The sequence below is a fragment of the Streptomyces sp. NPDC001513 genome (genome assembly GCF_042894695.1).
Lineage (GTDB): Bacteria > Actinomycetota > Actinomycetes > Streptomycetales > Streptomycetaceae > Streptomyces.
This window is the reverse complement of record NZ_JBIAVU010000007.1, coordinates 446,217-469,138: the sequence shown is the minus strand read 5'-3', so window position 1 is coordinate 469,138 and position 22,922 is coordinate 446,217. Positions and strand designations below refer to the sequence as shown.

17 protein-coding genes and 1 pseudogene are annotated in these 22,922 nt (G+C 73.1%); 8 read left to right on the top strand and 10 right to left on the bottom strand.

Annotated elements, in window-relative coordinates; genetic code table 11:
- Positions 1 to 122: 122 nt before the first annotated feature.
- The 3 genes from ACFYZ4_RS18610 to ACFYZ4_RS18600 are packed head-to-tail and all read left to right on the top strand — an operon-like array spanning position 123 to position 2,567.
- Positions 123 to 917: an ABC transporter ATP-binding protein gene (locus ACFYZ4_RS18610; protein ID WP_351294435.1), complete on the top strand. Its 795-nt coding sequence runs from the start codon at positions 123 to 125 to the stop codon at positions 915 to 917.
- Complete coding sequence (locus ACFYZ4_RS18605) at positions 904 to 1,800, top strand: ABC transporter permease (RefSeq protein WP_351294433.1); 897 nt, start codon at positions 904 to 906, stop codon at positions 1,798 to 1,800. The genes ACFYZ4_RS18610 and ACFYZ4_RS18605 overlap by 14 nt, the downstream gene beginning before the upstream one ends.
- A gap of 5 nt (positions 1,801 to 1,805) precedes the next feature.
- A complete protein-coding gene (locus ACFYZ4_RS18600) occupies positions 1,806 to 2,567 on the top strand; it encodes a sirohydrochlorin chelatase (protein ID WP_390784375.1) in 762 nt (253 codons plus the stop codon).
- Between the two features lie 14 nt (positions 2,568 to 2,581).
- Here ACFYZ4_RS18600 and ACFYZ4_RS18595 read toward each other — a convergent pair whose 3' ends face one another.
- The 4 genes from ACFYZ4_RS18595 to ACFYZ4_RS18580 form a co-directional block, all read right to left on the bottom strand.
- Complete coding sequence (locus tag ACFYZ4_RS18595; RefSeq protein ID WP_390784374.1) at positions 2,582 to 3,553, bottom strand: antibiotic biosynthesis monooxygenase; 972 nt, start codon at positions 3,551 to 3,553, stop codon at positions 2,582 to 2,584.
- A 4-nt stretch (positions 3,554 to 3,557) separates the two neighbouring features.
- Positions 3,558 to 6,275: a molybdopterin-dependent oxidoreductase gene (locus tag ACFYZ4_RS18590; RefSeq protein ID WP_390784373.1), complete on the bottom strand. Its 2,718-nt coding sequence runs from the start codon at positions 6,273 to 6,275 to the stop codon at positions 3,558 to 3,560.
- The gene (locus ACFYZ4_RS18585) at positions 6,272 to 7,099 is read right to left on the bottom strand and encodes an FAD binding domain-containing protein (protein WP_390784372.1); all 828 of its coding nucleotides are present in this window, start codon (positions 7,097 to 7,099) and stop codon (positions 6,272 to 6,274) included. The genes ACFYZ4_RS18590 and ACFYZ4_RS18585 overlap by 4 nt, the downstream gene beginning before the upstream one ends.
- A gap of 272 nt (positions 7,100 to 7,371) precedes the next feature.
- Complete coding sequence (locus ACFYZ4_RS18580) at positions 7,372 to 8,373, bottom strand: ketopantoate reductase family protein (protein WP_390784371.1); 1,002 nt, start codon at positions 8,371 to 8,373, stop codon at positions 7,372 to 7,374.
- 142 nt (positions 8,374 to 8,515) lie between these two features.
- Between ACFYZ4_RS18580 and ACFYZ4_RS18575 the strand changes: the two genes are divergently transcribed.
- Entirely contained in the window at positions 8,516 to 8,743 is a 228-nt protein-coding gene (locus ACFYZ4_RS18575) for a hypothetical protein (protein WP_390784370.1), read from the top strand.
- Positions 8,744 to 8,805: 62 nt separating this feature from the next.
- Here the strand turns inward: ACFYZ4_RS18575 and ACFYZ4_RS18570 are convergent, their stop codons facing one another.
- From ACFYZ4_RS18570 to ACFYZ4_RS18560, 3 genes and pseudogenes are all read right to left on the bottom strand, one after another.
- Positions 8,806 to 9,396 (bottom strand): DUF1697 domain-containing protein, encoded by a 591-nt coding sequence (locus tag ACFYZ4_RS18570; RefSeq protein ID WP_384340518.1) that lies wholly within the window; start codon positions 9,394 to 9,396, stop codon positions 8,806 to 8,808.
- A 20-nt stretch (positions 9,397 to 9,416) separates the two neighbouring features.
- Positions 9,417 to 10,663, bottom strand: a pseudogene (gene mgt / locus ACFYZ4_RS18565) (macrolide-inactivating glycosyltransferase).
- Between the two features lie 6 nt (positions 10,664 to 10,669).
- Positions 10,670 to 12,841, bottom strand: a complete 2,172-nt coding sequence (locus ACFYZ4_RS18560; protein WP_351294416.1) for an FUSC family protein — start codon at positions 12,839 to 12,841, stop codon at positions 10,670 to 10,672.
- 203 nt (positions 12,842 to 13,044) lie between these two features.
- Between ACFYZ4_RS18560 and ACFYZ4_RS18555 the strand changes: the two genes are divergently transcribed.
- Together ACFYZ4_RS18555 and ACFYZ4_RS18550 are read left to right on the top strand one after the other, a co-directional pair.
- Positions 13,045 to 13,908 carry a phosphotransferase enzyme family protein gene (locus tag ACFYZ4_RS18555; protein WP_390784369.1) on the top strand — a complete coding sequence of 288 codons (864 nt, stop codon included), beginning with the start codon at positions 13,045 to 13,047 and terminating at the stop codon, positions 13,906 to 13,908.
- Positions 13,909 to 13,928: 20 nt separating this feature from the next.
- Positions 13,929 to 14,567 carry a hypothetical protein gene (locus ACFYZ4_RS18550; protein WP_390784368.1) on the top strand — a complete coding sequence of 213 codons (639 nt, stop codon included), beginning with the start codon at positions 13,929 to 13,931 and terminating at the stop codon, positions 14,565 to 14,567.
- A 57-nt stretch (positions 14,568 to 14,624) separates the two neighbouring features.
- Here ACFYZ4_RS18550 and ACFYZ4_RS18545 read toward each other — a convergent pair whose 3' ends face one another.
- Positions 14,625 to 15,341 carry a 3'-5' exonuclease gene (locus ACFYZ4_RS18545; RefSeq protein ID WP_351294406.1) on the bottom strand — a complete coding sequence of 239 codons (717 nt, stop codon included), beginning with the start codon at positions 15,339 to 15,341 and terminating at the stop codon, positions 14,625 to 14,627.
- A 165-nt stretch (positions 15,342 to 15,506) separates the two neighbouring features.
- Positions 15,507 to 16,805: an SAV2148 family HEPN domain-containing protein gene (locus ACFYZ4_RS18540; protein ID WP_351294403.1), complete on the bottom strand. Its 1,299-nt coding sequence runs from the start codon at positions 16,803 to 16,805 to the stop codon at positions 15,507 to 15,509.
- Positions 16,806 to 17,089: 284 nt separating this feature from the next.
- On the opposite strand from ACFYZ4_RS18540, the gene glgX reads away from it, so the two are divergent.
- Entirely contained in the window at positions 17,090 to 19,204 is a 2,115-nt protein-coding gene (gene glgX / locus ACFYZ4_RS18535; RefSeq protein WP_351294400.1) for a glycogen debranching protein GlgX, read from the top strand.
- Here the strand turns inward: glgX and ACFYZ4_RS18530 are convergent.
- The gene (locus tag ACFYZ4_RS18530; protein WP_390784367.1) at positions 19,189 to 20,547 is read right to left on the bottom strand and encodes an MFS transporter; all 1,359 of its coding nucleotides are present in this window, start codon (positions 20,545 to 20,547) and stop codon (positions 19,189 to 19,191) included. The two genes, glgX and ACFYZ4_RS18530, sit on opposite strands and share 16 nt — an antisense overlap.
- Before the next feature lie 82 nt (positions 20,548 to 20,629).
- Between ACFYZ4_RS18530 and treY the strand changes: the two genes are divergently transcribed.
- Positions 20,630 to 22,900: a malto-oligosyltrehalose synthase gene (gene treY, locus ACFYZ4_RS18525; protein ID WP_390784366.1), complete on the top strand. Its 2,271-nt coding sequence runs from the start codon at positions 20,630 to 20,632 to the stop codon at positions 22,898 to 22,900.
- Positions 22,901 to 22,922: the final 22 nt, after the last annotated feature.

Below are 22,922 nucleotides of genomic sequence, written 5' to 3'. Positions count from 1 at the left end.
CGGCATCTACGACCTCACGCTCCTGAACAAGGTCCTCAAGGCCGCAGGCAAGCCCGAGGTCTCCGACGCCGGCCTCGGCGCCAAGTAACCCCGTAATCCAGCAATCCCAGGAGGTGACGACCATGGCCACCACACTTGCCAAGGCTGCCGAGGGCTCCGTAGCGGAGCTGACCCACGCCGCCCGCATCGAGCACGTCTCGAAGTCCTTCTCCGGCCCGGCCGGATCGCAGCTCGTCCTGGACGACATCAGCCTCGATGTCGCTCCCGGAGAGTTCGTCACCATCCTGGGGGCCTCGGGGTGTGGAAAGTCCACGCTCCTGAACCTGGTCGCGGGACTCGACAAGCCGTCCGCGGGGTCCATCGAGACCCCCGGCGGCCGTCCGGCCCTGATGTTCCAGGAGCACGCCCTCTTCCCGTGGCTGACCGCGGGCAAGAACATCGAACTGGCCCTGCGCCTGCGCGGGGTGGCCAAGGCCGACCGCAAGCCGGAGGCCGAACGCCTGCTGGAGCTGGTCCGCCTCGGCGGCTCGTACGGCAAGCGCGTGCACGAGCTGTCCGGCGGCATGCGCCAGCGCGTGGCCCTGGCCCGGGCGCTCGCCCAGGACAGCCAGCTGCTGCTGATGGACGAGCCGTTCGCGGCGCTCGACGCCATCACGCGGGACGTGCTGCACGGTGAGCTCACCCGCATCTGGGCGGAGACGAACCTGTCCGTCCTCTTCGTCACGCACAACGTGCGCGAGGCCGTCCGCCTCGCCCAGCGCGTGGTCCTGCTCTCCTCCCGCCCCGGCCGGGTCGCGAAGGAGTGGACCGTGGACATCCCGCAGCCGCGCCGCATCGAGGACGCGGACGTCGCGGAACTGTCCCTCGAGATCACTGAACACCTGCGTGGGGAGATCCGCCGCCATGGCCAGCACTGACACCACTTTGAAGGCCACGGGCAAGAACGACGACCTGGCCGGTCTGGAAGCCGGCCTCGACGCGCTCGACGCGGTCCAGACCCACCGCACCCCGGTCCGCGAGGTCCTCGTCAAGAAGGTCCTCCCGCCCCTGCTGGCCGTGAGCCTCGTGCTCGTGGTCTGGCAGGTCCTCGTCGCCACGAAGGTCACCGAGGAGACCAAGCTGCCCCCGCTGTCCGCGGTGTGGGACAGCCTGTCCCACATGTGGGTCCAGGGCACCCTGCTGGAGGTCGTCTGGACCAGCGTCTCCCGCGGCCTGCTCGGCTTCCTGCTGGCCCTGGCCATCGGCACCCCGCTCGGCCTGCTCGTCGCCCGGGTGAAGTTCGTGCGCGCCGCGATCGGCCCGATCCTCCAGGGCCTGCAGTCGCTGCCGTCGGTGGCCTGGGTGCCGCCGGCCGTCCTGTGGTTCGGCCTCAACGACACGATGATGTACACGGTCATCCTGCTGGGCGCCGTCCCGTCCATCGCCAACGGTCTGGTCTCGGGCATCGACCAGATCCCGCCGCTCTACCTGCGGGCCGGCCGCACGCTGGGCGCCACCGGCCTGGCCGGGGCCCGGCACATCGTGATGCCGGCCGCGCTGCCCGGCTACCTGGCGGGCCTCAAGCAGGGCTGGGCCTTCTCCTGGCGCTCGCTGATGGCCGCCGAGATCATCGCCTCCTCGCCCGACCTGGGCCTGGGCCTCGGCCAGCTCCTGGAGAACGGCCGCAACAACATCGACCTGCCCGGCGTGTTCCTCGCGATCATCCTGATCCTGGTGGTCGGCATCGCCATCGACCTGCTGATCTTCAGCCCGGTCGAGCGGTGGGTGCTGCGCAGCCGCGGCCTGCTGGTCAAGAGCTGAGTCCGATGTCCCAAGCACCCGCACTCCTGGTCATCGCCCACGGCAGCCGCGACCCGCGGCACGCGGCGACCGTGCACGCCCTGGTCGCGCGGGCCCGGACGCTGCGGCCCGGGCTGCGGGTGGAGACGGCCTTCCTGGACTTCAACACCCCGTCGGTGGGCCAGGCCCTGTCCTCGCTCTACCTGTCGGGCGTCCGGGAGGTCGTCGCCCTCCCGCTCCTCCTCACCCGGGCCTTCCACGCGAAGTCCGACATCCCGGCGGCGCTGGCCGAGTCGACGGCCCGCCTGCCGGGGCTCTCCGTGCGGGTGGCCGATGTCCTCGGCCCGTCCCCGCTCCTCCTCTCCGCCCTCGACCGCCGGCTCGCCGAAGCCGGCCTCACCCCGGCGGACCGCGCCACCACCGCGGTGGTGCTCGCGTCCGCCGGCTCCACGGACCCGGAGGCGATCGCAGCGATCGCTGAAACCGCGCGGGAGTGGCGGCACACCGGTTGGTGCGCCGTGCGGCCTGCGTTCGCCTCCGCTGCCCTTCCCCGTACGGAAGATGCCGTACGGGCCCTGCGCGCCGAGGGCTTCGCCCGGGTGGCGGTGGCCCCGTACGTCATCGCCCCCGGGCGGCTCCCGGACCGCATCGCGGCGGGCGCCGAGGCCGCGGGCGCGGACGTACTGGCCGATGTCCTGGGCGCGGCCCCGGAACTGGCCCGCGTCCTGCTGCGCCGCTACGACACCGCAGCCGCCGCCCCCACAAGGCTCCCGGCCCTGACGGCGTAGGTCTGCGCCGTCCCTCAGGGCAGGGTCCAGATCCGGACGGTCACCAGGTAGAACACCACGACCCAGAAGGCGAGCAGGACGGCGACGATCCCGATGCCGATGAGGTTCGTCCTGGCAGCCGGTTCCTCCGGCGACGGGCGCAGCCACCGCCCCAGCAGCGGGTTCACGTAGTAGGGCATCGTGAAGAAGCTCATGACGAGGCTCGACAGCAGGTTCCCCACGAGCAGGCCGATCCAGAGCGGCAGCTTCAGAGGCGACAGGGCGAGCGCGAGGAGCACGACGGTCGGGTACAGGCCGACCCAGACCGCGATGGCGGTCTTGGTGACCGAGGGCGGGGGTGCTTCCCTGCCGTTCTCCTCGAAGGCGAACCAGCTGCCGAAGGAGTTGTCGATCGTGCGCAGTTTGAAGTCGAAATCCTTTCCCTCGGCTAGGACTTCCCGCCTCCTGTCCGACGTCAGCCAGGCGTCGAGATGCTCGGCGTTGTCGAACCGGTACAGCGTGGTCCATTCCTCCTGGACCCCCTCGATGGGCGGGAAGAACTCGGATCCGCGGAAGCCTTCGAACTTGCTCTCCTCCTCGTTCATCCGGCGCTGCCACGCGAGGAAGTCCTCGACGTGCTCCGGGTGGACGCGGTGGGTGATCACCACGGTCACCAACGGGTCCTGTGAGGTGGCGTGGCCGCTGACCACCTGCTGGGTTCCGGGGCCGTCGAGGTACTTGTCGCCGGCTTCGAGGAGTCCCTGCCGGGTCGAACTGTTGATCCACGCCTGCAGGTGGGAGACCGAGTCGTACCGGTAGACCACCACCCATTCGGGCTGCAGGGGCGTCGGCGGGGCGACCTCGACACCGAGGTACCCGTCGTACGCGGCGGCGGCGGCGTTGACGTCCTGCTGCCACGTCTCGTACTCCTGCTCGCGGCCGGGCAGGACCTTCTGGGCGATGATCGCCGTGGCCTCGGTGTCCTCTGCGTGCTTCTCGGTGTCCATGTGCTCAGGCCTTCGAGTGCGACCGCTTCTCGCCGAGCCGGCCGTAGATCCGTTCCGGCGTCAGCGGCAGGGACCGGTAGCGGATTCCCGTCGCGTCCTGGAGTGCGTTCGCCAGTGCGGGGGCCACCGGGTTGATGCTGCACTCCGCCATCCCCTTCGCCCGCATCGGACCGACGGAATCCGCCGAGCCCACCAGGAGCACCTCGGTGCGCGGGACATCGGCGTAGGTGGGGATGCGGTAGTTGCGGAGGTTCGGGTTGACCACGACGCCGTTCGCGTCGAGCCGGAGGTTCTCGGTCAGCACGAAGCCGATCCCCTGGGCGACGGCGCCTTCCACCTGTCCCCGTACCTGCGCGGGGTTGATGACGACGCCGGCGTCGACCGCATGGACGCTGTGGAGCACCCGGATCTCACCGGTCACCCGGTGGACCGCGATCCGGAACCCGTGCGCGTTGGAGACGGCGCTCCGGGGCGATCCGTAGGCCTTGCGGGCGGCCGTGAAGCGGATGCCGCGCGCCCGTGCCTGCGCGACGAGTTCGGCCAGCGTCACCCGCTGGTCCCCGCAGACGACGCCGTCGTCGTCCATCGAGCACATCACCGGGTGGATGCCCGTGTGGGCGGCGGCGAATTCCAGGATGCGGTCGCGGACGGCGTTACTCGCCCGCAGGACGGCGTTGCCCGCCACGAAGAGGCCCGCGCTCGCGAAGGCTCCGGTGTCGAATCCCGTGCGGTCGGTGTCGGACTGCACGAGGCGGATTCGCGACGGTGTGGTGCCCAGCTGGTTGGCGGCGATCTGGACATGGGCGGTCGAGGTCCCCTCGCCGAATTCGACCGTGCCGACGGCGAGCTCGTAGACGAGGTCGTCGCCGAGCGTCACCCAGGCCTCCGAGATGTGTTCGGTCGGGGGCGCGGTCTCGTGCAGGGAGGCCGCGACACCCGCCCCGATGAGCCAGTCCGGGCCGAGGTGCGGGTCCCCCGCCGTCCGGGCCAGGGTCCGGTCCACCAGGTCGATGCACTGCCCGAGGCCGTCCTCGGTGAACATCACGTCGTCGGGGCCGTCGTGCAGGGCGACGAGCGGGTCGCCGGGCCGCACGATGTTGCGGCGGCGCAGTTCGAGCGGATCCATGTGGAGGGCGAGGGCCAGTTCGTGCATCGCCGATTCCACGGCGAAGGCCGGCTGCGTCATCCCGTACCCGCGCAGAGCGCCGCTCGGAACGGTGTTGGTGTAGACGGAGTACGCGTCGTACTTCTTGTTGGGGCAGCGGTAGATCATCACGGCCGCGCCGCCCGCGAACAGGGTTTCGCCGCCGTGGTTCCCGTAGGCACCCGTGTTCGACACGTTGCGGACCTGGAACGCGGTGAGCGTGCCGTCCGCCCTCGCGCCCAGCTTGACCGTCAGCGTCATCGGATGTCGTGGCGAGGCCGTGGTGAACTCCTCCTCACGGGTGTACTCGAAGCACACGGGCCGCCCCGTGTCCAGCGCGGCGAGCGCGGCCAGGTCCTCCGAGATGACCTCCTGCTTGCCGCCGAAACCGCCGCCCACGCGCTTGCAGAACACGCGGAGCTGGTCCGGGCGCAGGGCGAAGAGGTGGGCGAGTTTGACCTTGGCGATGGAGGGCGACTGCGAGCTGGTGCGGACGTTCAGGCGTCCGTCCTCCATCCAGGCGATCGAGCCGTGGGTCTCCAGGTGCGCGTGCTGCACGCGCGGTGAGGAGTACGTGCCTTCGTGGATCACGTCGGCCTCGGCGAAGCCCGCGTCGACGTCTCCGATGTGCGAGTGGATCTCCAGCAGGACGTTGTGGACGGGATCGCGGACGAAGGGGTCGTCCGCGCCGTGGATCTGCGGTGCCCCCTCGGCCATGGCCTCCTCGGGTTCGAACACCGCGGGCAACACCTCGTAGTCGACGACGGCCTTCCGGCAGCCTTCCTCCGCGGCGCCGGGGGTGTCGGCGACGACCGCGACGACGCGCTGGCCGGCGAAACGGATCGTCCGGTCGAGGATGAGGGTGTCGTCCGGGTCGACCAGGTGGTCGGTGTGGATCGCCGTGGTGAAGCGTCTGCGCGGCACGTCCTCCCAGGTGTAGACCCGGTGGACGCCGGGAACCGCGAGGGCGGCGCTCTTGTCGACCGACAGGATCCGGGCGTGGGCGTGCGGCGCGTGCAACACCTTGAGGTGCAGCATTCCCTCCATGTGGGTGTCCATCGTGAACTCGGCGCGGCCCGTCACCACGTCGTTGGCGGCCGGGGCACCGACGCTCGTTCCGACGGCCTTTCCCGGCTCGGCGCTCTCCACGCCGACGACGCCCCGCACCGCGTCCTCGATACCCCGATAGCCCGTGCAGCGGCAGAGGTTTCCCTTCAACGCCCGTGGCAGGTCCGCCTTCTGGGCCTCGGTGAAGGTGGCCGAGGTCATGATCATCCCTGCCGTGCAGAAACCGCACTGGAATCCCGGGGCGTCGCGGAACTGCCGCTGCATCGGGTGCAGGCTGCCGGGCGAGCCCAGCCCCTCGATGGTGGTCACCTCACGGCCGTCGGCGCGGAAGGCGGGGGTGATGCAGCTGTGCACGGGACTGCCGTCCAGCCATACCGTGCAGGCGCCGCAGTCTCCCGCGTCGCAGCCCTTCTTGACACCGTAGTGGCCGAGCGCGCGGAGGAAGGTGCGCAGGCACTGTCCGGGCGCCGGCTCCTGGTCGAAACTCCTGCCGTTCACGCGGTACGTCATGTCGGGCTCCCGGGCGCGAGTTCACGGCGGATCTCCTCGGCGAAGTGCTTCGTCAGATGGCGGCGGTATCCGGCATTGCCGTTGGGATCGTCGAACCAGACGTCGGTGGGGATGACGTCGATGCTCTGCTGCAGGGTCGGGGCGTCGGGCAGGGTGTCGAACACCATGCGCACAGGTCTGGTGGTGCCGGCGGTGACGGTGAGCAGCAGATCATCGTTCCCGGGCGTGCGCGTACCGATGAGGAACACCGTCGAGCGGCCGAGGCGGGTCATGGTGAAACGGCGGTGCGCGGCGCGTTTGCGCAGGGCGTGCACCGGAATCTCGATGCGCCGCAGGATTTCCCCGGGGGCGAGGATGTTCTGGTGGTCGCCGGTCACGAAGTCGAGGGCGTCGACGGTGCGCGTCGTCCCGCCGGGGTCCCAGAGTTCGTACCGCGCCTCCAGCCCGACGGTCAGCGTGATCATGGGGCCGGCCGGCAGGGACATGCAGATGTTTCCGCCGACGGTCGCCGCGTTCCACACCTTGAAGGAGGACAGGAACGCCTCGCAGGCGGTCCCGAACAGGGGGCCGGCGGTCCAGTCGGCCGGGGGTCTGAAGGCGTGGAGCTCGCGGATGGTGCAGGTCGCACCGATGTCGAGGCCCTTGTCGGTCGCGACGAGGGGGTCCCATCGCAGCGTGGTCAGGTCGACCAGGCGGCGCAGATCCGGCTGCTCGACCGAGAACAGCCACGTCCCGCCGGCGAGCCAGGCATCGCCCTCGCGCCACTCCGCGCCCGGCCTGTCGGGCGGGCGCCGGACGACTTCGGTGATCGTGTTGAGGTCCACGGGGATCGCCCTCCCTCACAACGGCAGCCGTGTGACGGACCGTCCACCGGCCACCGGTGCGTGCGGGGCAGCGTCACGACCTCGGGCGACCGCATCCCATCTACGTCGAACCCGGGTCGGCGATGGGTCGACACCGGTTCGGCCCCGGGCCGTGTCCGGGGCACATCCGAGTCGACTCCGGCCGCTGCGGTCGGGCCCTTCGACGAGGACCGGCGGACGTGGAGACTCCTCTTCAGCGTATCCCCGACCGGGCCCGCACCGCCAAACGCCGCCTACGCGCGGGCCGCGGCCTCGTCCGCCAGGGCGGTGAGGTCCTCGATGGACATCGCGCCCGGGGGCAGACCCTCACGCGCGAAGATGTTCGCCGCGTGCCGCAGCACGTCGTTGACCGGGGTCGGGACCCCGTGCAGCCGCCCCAGCAGGGAGATCTCCCCGTTGAGATAGTCCGCTTCCACCGAGCCCGTCCCCCGCGCCAGGCTCTGCCAGGACGACCCGCCCCGGACCCCCGGCGCCTGGTTCACCTTGCCGTCCCGTGCCAGCGACTGCTCCGCGTCCGAGGCGTACGCGATGCCCGCCGCCCCGAAGGCCGCCTTCCCCTCGCGCACGGCCCGCAGCGCCAGCGCCGCCTTCGCCGGGTCAGGCTCCGGGCCGGTCGTCGCCTGAACGGCGTTGCCCAGGTTCCCCAGCAGCTTCGCGTACTTCCACCGCATCACGTCCTCGGCCACCGGCGCCCCGAAGCCGGCCTTCCCGAGGTCCTCCGCGACGGCCCGGCACAGCGCGTCCGAGCCGCCCGCCGCCCGGCCCACGTGCAGGATGCCGGTCAGCGGCGCGCACAGGGCCGAGACCACGCCCGGCTCCAGGAAGGTCGCGGGCAGCCATACGCACACCCCGTACACGCGCGCGAAGCGCCGTAGCGCCAGCCGCTCGCTCTCCACGCCGTTCTGTGCGCACAGCACCGGGAGCCGCTGCGCCGCCGTGCCGCCGCCCGCGACCTCCGCGTCGCCCCACGCGTCGAGCGCGGCGACCGCGTGCTGGGTCTTCACCGCCAGCAACAGCACGTCGTCGGGGCGCAGTTCGCCCAGCTCGTCCGGTCCGGTGACCACGGGCAGCCGGTGTACCCGCTCCCCGTCGGCCGTGGTGAGCCGCAGCCCGTCGGCCCGCAGGGCCTCCGCGTGCGCGCCGCGCGCGACGAGGACGACCTCGCCGCCCGCCTCCGCGAGCCGTCCGCCGATGGTGGCGCCCACGGCGCCCGCGCCGATGATGATGTAACGCATGCCACGAGCCTGGCACATCCGGCACCCTCCGCCACCGCCGGGGCCCTCGCCGGGTGGGGCGGACCGGCCTTCAGGGCGTGTCGATGACCAGTTGGGCGCGGGCGGTCTCGAAGAGCTCGTCGAGGGCCGATGCCTTGTCCGGGTGCAGGTCGTCGGCCAGGAGTTGGCAGACCTGGCCGCGCGTGCCCGCGACGAAGAGTTCGATGCGGTGGGAGGGGGTGCGCTCACCCTCCCAGCGGAAGTCCGGTATGCGGCGGTGAGGTCGTACGTCTTGGACTGGGCGCTCTGGCGGTACCAGGCGAGCTGGCCGATGGAGGCGGCCTGGGCGGTGCTGCCGTGGGTGCTGTCGCGCTTCACGCCGAGCACGTAGCGGCCGTCGGGGGAGATCCAGTTGGCCCGCTGTGCGTCGTCCTTCACAGTTCCCCTGCTCCCTCAGTCCATTGAAACCGAGCCTCCCTGTCCCCCGCCCGTCAGTTCGACGAGTTTGGCGACGGTGTTCCAGTTGCGGGTGGTCACGTCGATGCCCTTGACGACGGCGGGCTTGGCGAGGGCCTCGGCCAGTTTGGAGCGGCCCAGGCCGTCGGGAGCGTAGAGGTAGAGGACGCGGTCGCCGAGCCGGTACTCCTCCGGGAGGTACGAGGCCTGGTCGAGCCCGGCGAAGCGCTCCGCGCCCGGCTGCGCGGAGAAGAAGGTCGCGTGGAGCTGCTTGCCCTCCAGCTCCGCGGCCGGGAAGGGACAGGCGTCGGCGACGGCGCGCAGGTACGCCCCGTCCACCACCAGGCACGCCACCCGGAAGCCGAATCGGGCCTCGATGGCCGTCTCCAGCTCCCGGGCGAGCGCCGCCGGATCCTTCTCCGCGCTGCTGAAGACGGCGTTGCCGCTCTGCAGGTACGTCTGTACGTCGCCGTGGCCGAGCTCCTCCAGCACGGAGCGCAGCTCCGCCATCGGGACCTTCTTGCTCCCGCCGACGTTGATGCCGCGCAGCAGCGCCGCGTACTTCGTGGTCGTGGCCTTCTTCGTCATGGCGGCACCTTAGGGGGTGCCTACGACAGTTCGGCCTCGACGAGGTCCGCGGCCTGCCGTGTGCCTCCTTCGGCTGCCATCCCGGTGCGCACGGCCTCGGCGCGGGCGGCGACCTCGGGGTCGGCGACCAGGGCGAGGACCGCCTCCCGGAGGGTCGCGGCGTCGGCGTCCGCCATCGGTACGTGCCGGGCCACGCCGAGCGAGACGAGCATGTCGGCGTTGCCGAACTGGTCGACGGCCTGCGGGACGGCGACCATCGGGGTGGCGGTGGCGAGTCCTTCCTGGCTGCCGCCGGCGCCCGCGTGGGTGATGAAGGCGTCGGCCTGGCGCAGGACGTCCAGCTGGGGAACCCAGCGGTGGACCTCGACGTTGGCGGGGATCTCCCCGAGGTCGGCCTCGTCGGTGAACCTGCCGATCTGGAGGACGAGGTGCCAGTCGGGCAGGTCCGCGAAGGCGTCGACGCAGGCCCGGTAGAAGGCGGGCTGCTTGGTGAAGGCGGAGCCGAGCGAGACCAGCACGACCTTCTTGCCCTCGGCGGTGGCGGGCCGGTGCCAGCCGCCCTGGGCCGTGCGGTCGCCCTGGCAGGCGCCGACGAAGGTGTACGCGGACTCGTCGACGCGGTCGGCGTGGGGCTGGAGCGCGCGGGGGATCAGGACGAGGCTGCGGCGCGGCCGGCCCTGGAAGCGGTCGACGTCGTCCCCGAGACCGTTCTCGGTGAGCCAGGCGGCGAATCGGGCGTAGTACGCCTGCCCGCGCCCGGAGGCCTTCAGCTCGGCGAACATCGGCTCCGCCACCTCCTGCTCGTAGCCCTCCCAGGCGACGAGGTTCGGGGAGAGGGAGACGGCGGGGACGCCCCACCGGTGGGCGAGGACGGGCGCCGGATAGGAGGTGATGTCGTGCAGGACGAGGTCCGGTTCGTCGCCCGCGAAGGCGGCGGCGAGCTGCGGGAGTGCCTGGACGGCGTCGTTCAGGAAGGGCTCCAGGTTCTCGATGAGCTCGGTGCCCCAGGCCTCCGGCTCGTCGTCGGTGGGGAGGGTGGAGGTGTAGATCACGGGCGTGGCGCCGGTCTCCGCGATCTTCTCGGCGAAGGCGGCGGGGATGGCGTAGCTGACGCGGTGGCCGCGGGCGACGAGCTCCCGGATCACTTCGATGCTCGGGTTCACGTGGCCGTGGGCGGCGATGGAGAACATGGCGATGTGCGCGCGCCCGGCGGCGGGCTTGGCGGAGGTCATGACTCGACCATAACGAGACGAGACGTCTCGTGCAACCAATTTCAGGCCGCCCCGCCCTGTTCCCCGGAACCGACGGAAGAGACGGAAGCGACCATCGGTGCGGTGATCCGCTCGACGTCGGTGGTCAGCGAGTCGAGCCAGGCCAGGCCGGCGTAGAACCGCGGCAGGGCGACCCCGTCCCCCGCTCCGTCGGCGGGCAGTCCGTCCGCCGCCGGGGCGTCGACCACCGGCGGGCCCGTGTCCGGCGGCAGGCCCGTGTGCTGGGGTGCGGACGTGCTCGCCGTCAGGGCCGAGGCGGCGCGCAGGCAGGCGGCCACCTGCGTCGCCCGGCCGCGCAGACGTGTCTGCTGGGCCGGTTCCAGGGGTGGACCACCCCGGGCCAGCAGGCGCCGCGAGCCCCACAGCACGTGGTGGCCCGTCATCAGGGCCGCCTGCCAGTCCGCCGGGGAGCCGACCAGCGCGCGGGGCTCGCTCAGGCGCTGCGAGAACGCGGACTCCGCCAGCAGCAGCGCACGCTGCAGCTCCGTGTCGTCCGAGGGCCGTCCCGGCCCGCCCACCGCCACGGCGGCCGCGGTGCTCCCGACCGTATCGGCCGCCTCCGCCAGCAGCAGGGCGACCGCCCGGTGCAGCTCCACCTGCGCCCCCCGCGGCCAGGCGAGCAGCCCGAACACGACGCCGATCAGGCTGCCGATGACCACGTCGAGCATCCTGACCTCGGCCAGCTGCCAGGTCACCGGCGCCAGCTGGGCGAAGACGAAGGACACGACGAGGGTGAACATGCCCTGGGCCCAGCCCACGCCCCGTACCGGCCCGACCCGGAAGGCCACGAACATGACGAACGGCAGGGCGATCGCGTAGACGGTGCTGTGCACGCCGATCAGGGCCAGCAGGACGCCCGCCGTGAAGGCGCCGAGCAGCGTGCCGGTGAGGGCCAGGCGCACGGTCGCCCGGGTCTGGGAGACCGTGGTCCGGGTCAGGCTGAGCACGGCGAGCATCGCCCAGAAGCCGTGGGGCAGGGAGTCGATGCCCGCGATCGTGCGGGCGGCGGCGAGCGCGAGGCTGAGCCGTACCGCGTTCTGGAAGTGCACGGACCGCGGCCCGGCGTGTGCGGCCAGCCGGTGCCACCACAGATGGGGCGCGCGCCGGCCGGCGTACCAGAAGCGGCCCGCGTCGGTCTCGGCCGGCAGCCGTGCGCGCAGGCCCCGTACCGCGAGTTCGGCCGCCGTCGTGAAGGCGACGGCGGCGTCCGCCACCTCCAGCAGCGCCGCCCTGCGCACGCCCAGTGCCTCGCTCGCCGGCCGCTCGTCCACCGCGACGGCCTCTGCCCGTACGTGCCGCAGGGCGCGAGCCGCGTCGATGGAGTCGCCGGTGCCGCGCAGCAGGGCCGCGCTCTCGACGGCGGCCGCGCCGACCGCGGCGGACACCCCGCGCGGCTGTTCCGGAGGCGGGCGGTCCGGGGGCGGCGGGGGCAGGTTCACCAGGCGGTTCAGGAGCGTACGGGCGGCCAGGCCCGCATGCGCGAGCCCGCGGTCCCGCAGGCCCGGCCCGGCGGGACGCTCGGCCTCGGGGACCCGGAAGGGCCGCAGCGCCTCGCCGGCCGCCCGGGCCGCCTCCGCCCCGGCGGCGGACAGGGTGTACGGGGCACGGCGCAGCTCGTCGGTGCAGCGGGCGGCGGTGTCGGCGGCCGCGGCGGCCAGCGACCGGTAGGAGGTGGCGCGCGGCTCGGGGAGGACGAACAGCTCGGCGAGGATCAGCAGCGCGAGGCCGACGGTCGTCCCCAGCAGGCGCTCGCCGAGGGTGTCGGGGGCGTAGGGCGGGAAGCACGGGAGGATGTAGAGCAGCTGCAGGCCGGGCGCGGCGCCCGACGCCCGGGGCCCGGCCACGGCCACGAAAGCGAGGCAGAAGCCGATGACCAGCATGCCGGCCACGGCGCTCCAGGTGTGCACCGCGAGGTAGGTGCCGATGGTGACCAGCACCCAGGCCAGCGGCGCCGTGCGGGCGATGACGACCGCCCGCTGGGGGCCGGTGCCGGGGATGTGCGAGAGGGCCGCCATCGACACGACGGCGAACAGGGCGTACGTCGCCGCGACGGACAGGTCCAGCCCGTACAGGAACAGGAAGAACCCGGCACACGCGGCGAGCGTGGTGCGGATGGCGCGCCGCGCCACGCCGCTGGGGCCGCGGGCGGCGCCTGCGTCACGGTCGGCGCCCATGCCTCCAGCATCGGGCCGCCCTCCCGAAGCCACCACCCGCGGGGGCCGACGGTGGGCGGTGGTAGAACTCGGATACGTCATGATCACGCCGCTGAGCCGGAGCCGGAGCCGAGCCGGAATCGGAACCGGCAACCGGCAACCGGCAACCGGCAACCGGCAACCGGCAACCGGTGCGGCAACGACAGGGAGCGGGAACCAACGGCATGGACGAAGCGCAGGCCAGGCGGGTACTGACGGCGGCGGGCCTCACGCGCGGGGCGACCCGGGAGCCGGCCCTCCTCGCCTTCGGCGAGAACGCCGTCTTCGCCGTCGGCGACCTCGTGGTGAAGGTGGGCCGGGAGGCGGCGCTGCTGGAGCGGGCCCGGCGGGAGCTCGCGGTGGCCGACTGGTTCGCGGCGGCCGGGGTCCCGGCGGTCCGCGCGGCCGAGCCGGAGCCGCGGCTCGTGGACGGGCATCCGCTGACCGTGTGGCACCGGCTCCCGGACGCGGTCCGGCCCGCGGGTGCCGAGGACCTGGCGGTGCTGCTGCGGGCCGTCCACGCCCTGCCCGCGCCGCCATTCGCCCTGCCCGGCCGGGACCTGCTGGGCGGGGTGGAGCGCTGGCTGCGGCTGGCGGGCGACGCGATCGACCCTGCCGACGCGGCGTACCTGCGGGCCCGCCGCGACGCCTACGCCGACGAGGTGGCGGCCCTGACCCCGCACCTCCCGCCGGGCCCGGTCCACGGCGACGCCCTGCCCCGCAACGTCCACGTGGGCCCGGACGGCCCGGCCCTCGTCGACCTGGAGACCGTCTCGGCCGATCTGCGCGAGCACGACCTGGTGGTGATGGCCCTCTCTCGCGACCGGTACGGCCTGCCCGCCGAGGAGTACGAGGCGTTCGTGTCGGCGTACGGGTGGGACGTCCGCGACTGGCCGGGCTGCGCGGTCCTGCGCGGGGCCCGCGAGACGGCGAGCTGCGCCTGGGTCTCCCAGCACGCCCCGGGCAACCCGGGGGCACGGGCCGAGTTCCGCCGCCGCGTGACCTCCCTCAGGGACGGCGACCCCGAAACGCGCTGGCATTCCTTCTAGGACCCGGGTAGCAAGTGACCATGCACGTGCAGATACCCGTCACCGTCCATCAGGCCCGCCTCGGCCCGCAGGAGTTCCAGGTCGTCCGCCCGGCGCTGCCGCCGCGGCGCGCCCTGCTGCTGGACGAGGGCCCGTACCTCAACGCCTACGTCGACCAGGAGGCCGCGCGGCTCCTGGCCGGGCTGTGGAGCCTGGCCGCGACCTCGCCGCGCTCGCTGATCCACGTGCCGCTGCGGCCCGCCGGCGCCGGCTCCCCGGAGCCGGGGTCACGGCCGCTCGACCTCGTCCTGCTGCACCACTCGCTCCAGTTCGCACCGTCACGCTGGAAGGAACTGCGGGGCCGGCTCGGCCCGGGCCGCCGCCGGAGCGTCAGCGCCCCCGCATCGGAACCGGAGATCGACTACGAGGCCCTGCGCCACGCCGAGAACCGCGACCGCTTCCACCAGCACCTCCATGCCGAGACGCTGTTCATGACGGGCAGCGCGAAGGTGTTCCGCGAGACCGCCGGCCACTTCCGCGAGGTCGCCCGGCACGGCCCGGCACACGTCCGCGACGCCACGCGCCACGGCCACTACTGCGCCCGCCTCCACTGCGGCGACACCCGCACACGGGAGATCCACATCGAGTACGACGACTCCTGGCCGGACGTGCCCGCGTGAACGGGTTCGCGGTCGCGGTCGCGTGAGGCCTCCGGCGGCGCGACGGCCGGAGACGGACTAGCTTTCCCTGCGCGGGACCACCGGCCACGCCGGCTCGACTATCGCCTCGGGGTCCGAGGTGCGGCGGAGATAGCTCTGGAGCGACTCGGCCTGCTGGGCGGCCGCGCGGATCTGGAGGTCGTGGAGGTCCGCCAGCTCGATCGAGCCTATGGAGGAGTGCTTCGCGCCCACCCGGCGTGCCGCGCGCGCCGCCGCGAGGGCGTCGGCGGCCGCGTTGTGCGCGTCGTCGAGCGTCACGCCGTAGTGCTCGCAGAGGGCTTGCAGGGTCCGCCTGCCCTTCCGGTACCGGTCCGCGTGCTTGTCGAGGACCAGGGGGTCGATGACGGGCGCGGGCCTGCCCCGCAGCCGGTCGGCCAGCGAGGCGATCCCGTGCCGGCGGCACTCGCGGTCCAGCAGGGACAGGTCGTAGCGGGCGTTCATCACCACCAGCGGGGTGCCGGAGCTCAGCCCGTCGGCGAGCGTCTGCGTGATCTCCGCGATCGCCGGGGCGGCCGGCTCGCCCTCGGTGCGGGCGTGCTCCGTGGAGATGCCGTGGATCGCCGCCGCCTGCTCGGGGATGGCCACGCCGGGGTCGAGCAGCCACGTGCGGGTCCGGGCGACCCGGCCGTCCGGCTCCATGGCCACGACCGCGGCGGTGACGATGCGGTCGGACTCGATGTCGGTCCCGGTCGTCTCCAGGTCGAAGGCCACCATCGGTCCGCTGATCCAGCTCATCGCAGGGACCCCCGCGATTCCCCCGGCTCCCCCGGCCCCGCGCCGGTCCTCTCCAGATCCCCCATGCCGTGCCCCTCCCCCGTACGCCTTCGGTCAACGGCTTTCAGCCTGCCACGGGGCACTGACAAGCCCGACGACACCCCCCTCAAGGGGTGTCCGGCGTCCTCACGACACGGGGCGGGAGTCCTCCCACATCGACTCGAACTCCTCCCGGTACGTCGTGAACAGCCCGTGGTCCGCGTCCTTCGGGACGCCGCGCCCGCCGCCCCGCAGGACCAGGACGGGCGATTCCATCCCGCGCGCCCGCCGCAGGTACGACTGGACCACCGCGATGCCCGAGGAGTTCCCCTCCACCAGGTAGGCGGTGAAGCGCGGGGTCTCGTCGAAGACGTGGATCTCGAAGCGCGAGGGGTCCCGCAGGCCCGCCCGGACCCGGCGGACGTGCAGGATGTTCATCTCCACCGAACGGCTCAGCTCGCCCTTGCGCAGCCCCAGCTCCCGCTCGCGCCGCTTGACCGCGCTGCTCGCCGGGTTCAGGAACAGCAGGCGCACCCGGCAGCCGGCCTCCGTGAGCCGGACGAGTCTTCGGCCCGAGAAGTTCTGGACCAGCAGGTTGAGCCCTATGCCGATGGCGTCGAGCCGCCGCGCTCCCCCGAAGAGGTCCTCCGCCGGGAGCTGCCGCTGCAGCCGCACCCGGTCCGGGTGGACCGAGATGACGTCCGCGTAGCGGTCGCCCACCAGGTCCTCGACGGCGTCGATCGGCAGCCGGTCCGCCGAGGGGCTGCCGGCGCCGCCGCCGAGGACCTCCAGCAGCCGCGCGGAGGCCCGTTCCGCCTGTTCCAGCACGGGCCGTGACAGCGCCCGGTTGCGGGAGACGACGTTGCGGGTGACCTCCAGCTCGTCCAGGGCCAGCTCGATCTCGCGCCGGTCGTCGAAGTACGGCTCGAAGCACGGCCAGTGCTGGACCATCAGCTCCCGCAGCTGGGGCAGGGTCAGGAAGCTCAGCACGTTGTCGTCGGCCGAGTCGAGCAGGTAGCCCTTGCGCCGGCTGACCTCGCGGACGGCCACGGCCCGCTGCACCCACTCCTGCCCGGCGGGCCCGGCGGCCGCGACCACCCAGTCGTCCCCGCCGTGCACCGGCTCGTAGATCGGCCGGAGCACCGCCCCGACCACCGAGCGCAGCCGCTGTTCGATGAGATTCAGCCAGATGTACGCACGGCCGGCCCGCTGGGCCCGGGTGCGGACCTCGCTCCAGGCCTCCGCGCTCCAGTCGAGTTCGGCGCCGGCGGATCCAGGACCCCCGGCGCCCCCGGCACCCCCGGCCTCCGCCGGTCCGCCCGCCAGGGAGACCGCTCCGGCCGCGATCCCCGCCGGTGCCCCGCCGGGGACACCTCCTGGGGCGTCCGCCGGGCCACCCTCGTGACTGCTGTCACCAGGGGGCAGCTCCAGACCTCCCGAGCTCACCCGTGCACCGCCTTCTGCGTCTGGACGCCCGTCTCCAGTGATCACGGAAGGGTACTCCGCGCGCGCGGCCCGGTGCAGCCCGATGGTCCCCCCACCGGTCGCCCGTTGACCCATTATCGGATGCGCAGACAGTCCGCTGACCCGCCTATCAGCTCTGCGGGTCACCCGGTAGGACCCCTCCCAAGTCCGCGCGTGGGCGCCCTCTTTCGGGGAAGATCGGAACAGTGACGTGGTCCACGCCGGATCAGCCGGGACATCCGACAACGCGGGAAGAGTCGTTATCTATGCAGGTCTGGCCGGGACAGGCGTATCCGCTCGGCGCCACTTACGACGGCGCCGGCACCAACTTCGCGGTCTACTCCGAGGCCGCCCGACGGATCGAGCTGTGCCTCCTCCACGACGACGGTTCGGAGTCCGCCGTGGAACTGCGCGAGACGGACGCCTTCGTCCGCCACGCGTACCTGCCCGGCGTCATGCCGGGTCAGCGTTACGGTTTCCGCGTCCACGGCCCGTACGAGCCCGAGCGCGGGCGGCGCTGCAACGCGGCGAAGCTGCTGCTGGACCCGTACGCGCGGGCCATCAGCGGCCGCGTGACGTGGGGCGAGGCGGTGTACGGCTACCACTTCGGCCGGCCCGACTCGCGCAACGACCTGGACTCCGCCCCGCACACCATGAGCTCGGTCGTGGTGAACCCGTACTTCGACTGGGCCAACGACCGGCCGCCGCGCCACGAGTACCACCACACCGTGCTGTACGAGGCCCACGTCAAGGGCCTGACGATGCGCCATCCGGACCTGCCCGAGGAGCTCCGGGGCACCTACGGGGCGCTCGCGCACCCGGCGGTCATCGGCCACCTCGCCAAGCTCGGCGTGACGGCGCTGGAGCTGATGCCGGTGCACCAGTTCGTCAACGACCACCGGCTGGTCAACGACGGGCTGAGCAACTACTGGGGCTACAACACGATCGGCTTCTTCGCCCCGCACAACGGCTACGCCTCGGGCGACCGCGGCCAGCAGGTGCTGGAGTTCAAGTCGGCGGTCCGGGCCCTGCACGAGGCGGGGATCGAGGTGATCCTCGACGTGGTCTACAACCACACCGCGGAGGGCAACCACCTGGGTCCGACGCTGTCCTTCCGCGGGCTCGACAACGCCTCGTACTACCGGCTGGCGGACGATCCGCGGCACTACATGGACACCACCGGCACGGGCAACTCGCTGCTGATGCGCTCCCCGCACGTGCTCCAGCTGATCATGGACTCGCTGCGCTACTGGGTCACCGAGATGCACGTGGACGGCTTCCGCTTCGACCTGGCGGCGACGCTGGCCCGCCAGTTCCACGAGGTGGACCGGCTGTCGTCGTTCTTCGACCTGGTCCAGCAGGATCCGGTGGTCAGCCAGGTGAAGCTGATCGCGGAGCCCTGGGACCTCGGCGAGGGCGGCTACCAGGTGGGCAACTTCCCGCCGCTGTGGACCGAGTGGAACGGCAAGTACCGGGACACCGTACGGGACCTGTGGCGCGGGCAGCCGCGCACGCTCGCGGAGTTCGCCGGGCGGCTGACCGGCTCCTCGGACCTGTACCAGGACGACGGGCGGCGCCCGCTGGCCTCGATCAACTTCACCACCTGCCACGACGGTTTCACCCTGAACGACCTGGTCTCGTACAACGAGAAGCACAACGAGGCCAACCGGGAGGGCAATCGGGACGGCGAGACCCACAACCGGTCCTGGAACTGCGGGGTGGAGGGGCCGACCGAGGATCCGGAGATCGCGGAGCTGCGCGAGCGCCAGATGCGCAACTTCACGGCCACCCTGATGCTGTCGCAGGGCGTGCCGATGCTCAGCCACGGCGACGAGTTCGGCCGCAGCCAGGGCGGCAACAACAACGCGTACTGCCAGGACAACGAGCTGTCGTGGGTGCGCTGGCCGGAGCCGGGCAAACCGTCGCCGTCGCTGCTGGAGTTCACCCGGCGGATGGTGTGGCTGCGCCGGGACCACCCGGTCTTCCGGCGGCGCCGGTTCTTCCACGGCCGGCCGGTGGAGGGCACGCACGACGAGCTCTCCGACATCGCCTGGTTCACCCCGCACGGCGAGGTGATGCGGGCGCGCGACTGGCAGGCGCAGCACGCGCGGGCGCTGACCGTCTTCCTCAACGGGGAGGCGATCTCCGAGCCGGGCACGCGCGGGGAGCGGATCACCGACGACTCGTTCCTGCTGATGTTCAACTCGGGCGCGGATCCGCAGGACTTCACGATTCCGGCGGGGCACGGCGCGCAGTGGCACCTGGTGGTGGACACGGCGCGGGCGGACGTGCTGCCACCCGGTACCGGGCCGCAGTACGCGGCCGGCGACCGGGTGGCGCTGACGGGTCGGTGTCTGGTGGTGCTTCAGCGTCCGGCGTAGGCGGTGCCGTTCTCACCCGGCACCGGAGGGCCGGACGCCTGAGGGCCGGACGCCTGAGGGCCGGACGCCTGAGGGCCGGACGCCTGAGGGCCGGACACCGGCGAGGCGGTCCGCTGGCCGGGGACGAAGGCGGCGGGGTGCGTCCGGGCGGCGGGCACCCGGGTGACGAGGGCGAGGGCCAGGCAGAGGGCGGCGGCCCCGACGGCGACGGCGAAGGCCCCGGTGGGGCCGTACCGCTCGGCGAGGCGCCCGCAGACGACGAGCGCGGTGGCCTGCCCGGCCACCAGGCAGCTGGCGGCGAAGGCCATGGACGTGGAGAGCCGGGCCGGTTCCACGGCCCGCTCGGTGAGCGCGAAGGCGGTGATCAGGTGGGGCGCGTAGGCCGCCCCGAGGACGGTGACGACGGCGTACAGGGGCCACAGGCTGTCGGTGACCAGCAGGGGCGCCGAGAGCACCAGGGCCGCTCCGGTCGCCACCCGCCAGCGCAGCCGCAGTCCGAAGCGGGCGGGCAGCGCGCCGAGCGAGAGGCCCACGGCGGCGCTGACGACGCCCATCGCGGAGTAGACGACGGCGGCCTGGTCGGGGACGCCCAGCCGGATGGTCAGGGCGGTGATGCCGGCCTGGCAGGCGCCGAACATCGCGCCCTGGAGGGCGAGGGAGCCGCGTACGGCGTAGACCACGCCGGGCGGCCGGACCCGGCTGCCCGTACCGCGTCCGCGTGCCGGGGACCCGGCCGTGACGGCGGCGGTCGGGTGCAGGGCGTAGACGGTGCCGAAGACGACGACGAGGCCCGCCGCGCCGCCGAGGGCGACCGCCGGGTGCGCGAGGAGCGCGGCCATGCCGACCAGGGCGGGCCCGAAGACGAACGAGACCTCGTCCAGGGTGCCTTCGAGCGCGTGGACGGCGCCCACGACGCTCTCGTCGGCCCCGGCGCGGTGGGCCAGCGCCACGGAGCGGGTGCGGGCGAGCGGCCCGATCAGCGGTACGGAGGCCCCGGTGAGGGCGCCGATCGCGGCGAGCGGCACGGTGGCCAGGTGGGTGAGGGCGCCCGCGACCAGGGCGGCGGTGGCCACCGCGTTGACGGCGGCGGCGGCCAGCACGACGGGCCGCTGCCCGTGCCGGTCGGCGAGCCAGCCGAGGACGGGTCCGAAGAGGACCTGGCCGAGGGAGAGGGCGCCTCCGACCACGCCGGCGGTGGCGAGGGAGCCGCTGGTCTGGGCGACCAGCAGGAAGCTGCCGAACTGGGACATCGCGACGGGCAGTCGGGCGAGGAAAGAGACGAGCGGGAGTAGGGGCCCGGTCAGGGCGATGACTTTTCGATAGGTGTTGACTGTTCCAACCACTTGATCGACATTAACCCGGTGCAGTCACTCGGATGCATTGGGTCATGGCACGGAATCCGGCAGGTTGGGTACGTACGTTCTCATGAGCCAGCCGCAACCGGTCACTGAATCGGAATCTGATGTTCCGACACCTGTCACTCCGGCGTCGACCTACCGTCTCCAGCTGCGTCCGGAGTTCCCCTTCGCGGCGGCCGAGGCAGCCGTACCGTACCTCGCCTCGCTCGGCGTGTCGCACCTGCACCTCTCCCCCGTGCTGGAGGCGGTGCCCGGCTCCCCGCACGGGTACGACGTCACCGACCACTCCCGCGTGCGGGCCGAGCTCGGCGGCGAGCCGGGCCTGCGCGCCCTGGCCCGGGCCGCCCGCGCGCACGGACTCGGCCTGGTCCTCGACATCGTGCCCAACCACATGGCGGTGCCGACGCCGCTGCGGCTGAACCAGCCCCTGTGGGAGGTGCTGCGGGACGGGCCCGGCTCGCCGTACGCCCGCTGGTTCGACATCGACTGGGAGGCCGGGGGCGGGCAGGTGCTGCTGCCGGTGCTCGCCGGGCCCGCGGACTCCTGCGAGCTGACGCCCGAGGGCGGCGTACTGCGCTACGGCGAGCAGGAGTTCCCGCTGCGGGCGGGCACCGAGGGGCTGGCGCTGCCCGAGCTGCTGGCCGCGCAGTGGTACCGGCCGGCGTGGTGGCGGGAGGCCCGGACCGCACTCAACTACCGGCGCTTCTTCACCATTTCGGAACTGATCGGGGTCCGCGTGGAGGACCCGGAGGTCTTCACCGCCACCCACGCGAAGGTGCTGGAGCTGCTCCGTGACGGGGTCGTGCAAGGGCTGCGGATCGACCACGTGGACGGCCTGGCGGACCCGGAGGAGTACCTGCGGCGGCTGCGCGCGGCGGCCGGGGACGGGTGCTGGGTGGTCGTCGAGAAGATCCTCGCCCGCCACGAGCGGCTGCCGCCCGCGTGGCCGGTGGCGGGCACCACCGGGTACGACGCGCTGCACCGGGTGGACGGGGTGTTCACCGACCCGGCGGGCGCCGCGGAGCTGGCGGACGGGTACGGGCGGTCCACCGGGCTGCCGCGGTGGCCGGAGGCGGCGCGGGCGTGCGCACGGGAGGTGCTGACCGGTGACCTGGCCGCCGAACTGCGGGCGCTGGAACGCCAGTCCGGCCCGGAACTGGGCGAAGCGGTACGGGAGTTGCTGATCGCCTTTCCCGTCTACCGGCCCTACCCCGGCGAGCCGGAGCTGCCGCCGCAGGCGCTGGAGCAGGCGGCCGCGGTGGCCGGTCCCGGCGCGGTGGCCTGCGTACGGGAACTGCTGCTGCGGGAACCGGCCTTCGCGGCCCGCTTCGCGCAGACCTCGGCGGCGCTGCGCGCCAAGTCCCTGGAGGACCGCGCCTTCTACCGGTACGCACCGCTGCTGTCGGCGACGGAGGTCGGCGGGGAGCCGGGTCAACCACCGGTGTCGGCCGCCGAGTTCCACGCGTACTGCGCCGCCCAGGCCCGGGAGTGGCCGGCGGCCGGGACGGTGCTGTCCACGCACGACACGAAACGCAGCGCGGACGTCCGGGCCCGGATCGCGGCCCTGTCGCAGGCACCGGAGCTGATGGGCCGGCCCGACGGCCCCGACCCCCACCTGGCCTGGGTGGCCCGGCAGACCGCACTCGGGCTCGGCCCGGTCCCCGACGCCGTGCCCCGGCTGTCCGAGGCGCTGCTGAAGGCGGTCCGCGAGGCCGCCCTGCGCACCAGCTGGACGGAGCCGGACGAGGACTACGAGGCGCAGGTGCCGGGATACGTCCGGGCCCCCCTCGACCTCCCCGTGGAGCTGGCGGAGGCGGCCCGCGCCAACCTCCTCGGCATGACGCTGCTGCACCTGGCGATGCCCGGGGTCCCGGAGGTCTACCAGGGCGCCGAGACCGAGTACCGCGCCCTCGTCGACCCCGACAACCGGCGCCCGGCCCGCTTCCCCCACCGGGAACTGGCACGGCTGGACACGGGGGCCGCCCCGCAGGGCCCGGCCGAGGAGAAGCTGGCCCTGACGGCCGCCCTGCTGCGGCTGCGCCGGGACCGGCCGGAGCTCTTCCGGGGCTACGCGCCCGTCCCGGCCCGGGGCCCGGCGGCCGGCCATCTGGTGGCGTTCACCCGGGCCCCCGGCCTGCTGGTGGCGGCGACCCGGCTGTCCCACCGGCTGGCCGCGTCCGGCGGCTGGCGCGGCACGCGGCTGCCCCTGCCGCCCGGCGCGTGGACCCCCGTCCTCCCGCCGCAGCCCGACACGGACTCCCGTACGCAGCACAGCGGTTCGGTCGAGATGGCCGACCTGCTGGAAGGCCGCCCAGTGGGTGTCTGGGTCCGCCGGTGATCCGCTGCGGACGCGCCGGCCG